The following is a 2987-nucleotide window of genomic DNA, read 5'->3' on the forward strand; positions in this document are numbered from 1 at the left end:
GGGCTGTGGTAAAGTTCACAGCCCTAACACTTTGTAATTGTTTGAAAATTAAACGCCTCAATGCTTGATTTGAGTGCCTGGCGCGAAAAGGCATCGGATTTTCGAGGGAAATAGTGATTTCTACTCATAAGTGAGATCGCAGCAACAAAAATCCTTTGTACAATTTATTAACATATCCGCCGTGCTATTAAGGAGTAACGCATGACGAAGTCTCTCTTTCGCCAATCGTTTTTAACTGACACGTTAGATGTTCATATTGATGTTGCACCAGCGGAGCAGGTGCTTTCTAACGGTGTAAAACTTAAACTCTATCAGCGTGGTGTATTAGAAGTAATCCCTGCGAATTATACTCAGGATACGAAGAACATCATCATCTCTTGTGGGGTTCACGGAGATGAAACCGCACCGATGGAGCTGGTGGATTCCATTATTCAAGACATAGAATCTGGGTTCCAGACGGTCGATACCCGTTGTCTGTTCATTATCGCTCACCCAGAGTCCACTCTGGCGCACACGCGATTCCTTGAAGAAAACCTCAACCGTTTGTTTGACGAAAAAGAACACAAACAGACAAAAGAGCTTGTTATCGCCGATACGCTTAAGCTGCTTGTTCGAGATTTTTATCAGGATACCGACCCGACAACACGCTGGCACCTTGATTTACACTGCGCGATTAGAGGCTCGAAGCACTATACGTTTGCAGTAAGTCCTAAGACTCGTCATCCTGTGCGCAGCAAAGCATTGATCGATTTCTTGGACAGTGCACACATTGAAGCAGTGCTCCTGTCAAACTCACCATCGAGCACGTTTAGCTGGTACAGTGCCGAGAACTTTGGTGCGCAGGCTCTCACAATGGAGCTTGGCCGTGTGGCTCGTATCGGTGAAAATGACCTCGATAAACTGACCGCGTTTGATTTGTCTTTACGTAATTTGATTGCGGAAACGAAGCCAGAACACTTACCAAAACCATGCATTAAGTATCGCGTAAGTCGCACAATCGTTCGTTTGAACGAAGACTTTGACTTTATGTTCGACGACAATGTTGAAAACTTCACCTCATTTGTTCACGGCGAAGTGTTTGGTCATGATGGCGACAAACCATTAATGGCGAAGAATGAAAACGAAGCGATTGTCTTCCCGAACCGCCACGTCGCAATAGGTCAACGTGCAGCTCTGATGGTTTGTGAAGTGAAAACCCGTTTTGAAGAGGGTGAGTTGGTTTACGATTAATCCAACATTGCTTTGAGAAGTTAATTGCAATTTACCGAGGCTTAACTGTAAGGTTAAGCCTCGTTTGTTTTTATCGGCCGCTATGGATTTTCAACAACTTATCCTGAACAAGGAACGACGCTGGCAACGTAACCTGATGGTTATGTCGATCGTGCTCGCTGTACTCTCTGCCATTCACTTGATGGTCGGAGAAATTTTCCTTTCTCCTTTTCAATCCTTATCTGCATTTGAACAGAAGTTATTGGTGGACTTGCGTTTACCGAGGTTAGTGTCTGCGGCAATTATTGGTGCTGCGTTAGCGGTATCTGGCGCGACGTTACAAGTGTTGCTTGGGAACGTGTTGGCTGAACCTGGCGTGCTCGGTATATCTGGTGGTGCAAGCTTAGCAATGGTCTTAATCATGTTCGCGTCACCTGTTCTTCCTACCCCGATTGTTTTTATGTTGGCAGCGATTGCAGGCTCGATGGTCTTCACGTTTGTTTTGGTGGCGATAGCAAGGGCAATGCACCTGACGACGGCTCGATTGCTTTTGGTTGGGGTCGCATTGGGTATTTTATCGAGCGCGATTGTGACGTGGGCTTTTTACTTTAGTGATGATCTTAGCTTACGCCAACTGATGTATTGGTTAATGGGCAGTATTGGCGGTGCGAGTTGGTATCAACATACCGTTACCTTGGTGATGTTACCGGTGCTCATCTGGTTATGTTGTAAAGGCAAATCGCTTGATAGATTGATGCTGGGTGAGATTCATGCGACCCAATTGGGTGTCGATGTGCATCAAATGCGTTGGAAACTGATCCTCGCCATTTCTGTTTTGGTGGGTAGTTCAGTCGCTTTGGGTGGCATCATCAGTTTTGTTGGTTTGGTGGTGCCGCACTTGTTGCGTTTGGCTTTTGGTACGGAAAACCGTTATTTATTGCCACTTTCTGCAATATCTGGTGCTGCGTTGCTTGTATTTGCTGACATCGGCGCAAGACTGTTATTGGACTCCGCAGAGTTACCTTTAGGTGTCATGACAACATCGATTGGCGCACCTATTTTCATCTGGATGCTGGTGAAGAGTCATGATGCACGTTAAACATATGTCGGTTGGTAGTCGATTATTGCCTCTTTCTTTTGAATGCAAAGCTGGCGAAATCGTACATGTAGTTGGGCCTAATGGTTCCGGTAAGAGCACTTTATTGGCTGCGATTTCTGGTACGTTAAGTCACCGAGAGGGTATGAGTGGTGAAGTGTACGTTGGCAACAAAAACTTGCTTACTTTACCGTTGTCAGAGCAAGCTCATGTTCGAGGTTATTTGTGTCAGCAATCGCGCCCAGCGTTTAATGTTGATGTGTTTCAGTATCTCGCTTTATCTCTGCCAAGTGGTGCTGAGATTGCGGATATCAAAGTGCGTGATGCCGTGAATATGGTGGTGGAGCTGGTACAACTGCAAGATAAGCTTCATCGCAGTATTCAAACATTATCCGGTGGTGAGTGGCAGCGTGTCCGATTAGCAGGTGTATGTTTGCAGGTGTGGCGTACCATTAATCCTTTTTCGCAGTTTTTAATTTTGGATGAGCCAGCAGCACCGTTAGATATTGCGCAAGAGGGTCTGCTCTATCAATTGATTAACGCTATGGCGGCGCAGGGGATTGGAGTATTAGTTGCTAATCACGATCTCAATCGCACATTAAAGCACGCAGATAAAGTATTGCTGCTTAACAACGGTGTGCTGCACTCATCAGGAAATGCCGATACTGTGCTAACGGAAGAA

The 2987-nt window shown here is 45.7% G+C and carries 3 protein-coding genes; all 3 read left to right on the forward strand.

Features of this window, described 5'->3' with window-relative positions; genetic code table 11:
• The first annotated feature begins 201 nt into the window (after positions 1 to 201).
• On the forward strand, positions 202 to 1230 hold the full coding sequence (locus CAG68_RS09025) for a succinylglutamate desuccinylase (RefSeq protein WP_005377878.1): 1029 nt from the start codon (positions 202 to 204) through the stop codon (positions 1228 to 1230).
• 82 nt (positions 1231 to 1312) lie between these two features.
• Complete coding sequence (gene btuC, locus CAG68_RS09030) at positions 1313 to 2308, forward strand: vitamin B12 ABC transporter permease BtuC (protein ID WP_005377877.1); 996 nt, start codon at positions 1313 to 1315, stop codon at positions 2306 to 2308.
• Positions 2295 to 2987 (forward strand): vitamin B12 ABC transporter ATP-binding protein BtuD (btuD, locus tag CAG68_RS09035; RefSeq protein ID WP_161441023.1); only part of this gene is annotated, 693 nt, incomplete at its 3' end. The genes btuC and btuD, both read left to right, overlap by 14 nt.

This window comes from Vibrio sp. V42_P2S4T144 (assembly GCF_009904715.1).
Classification (GTDB): Bacteria; Pseudomonadota; Gammaproteobacteria; order Enterobacterales; family Vibrionaceae; genus Vibrio; species Vibrio alginolyticus.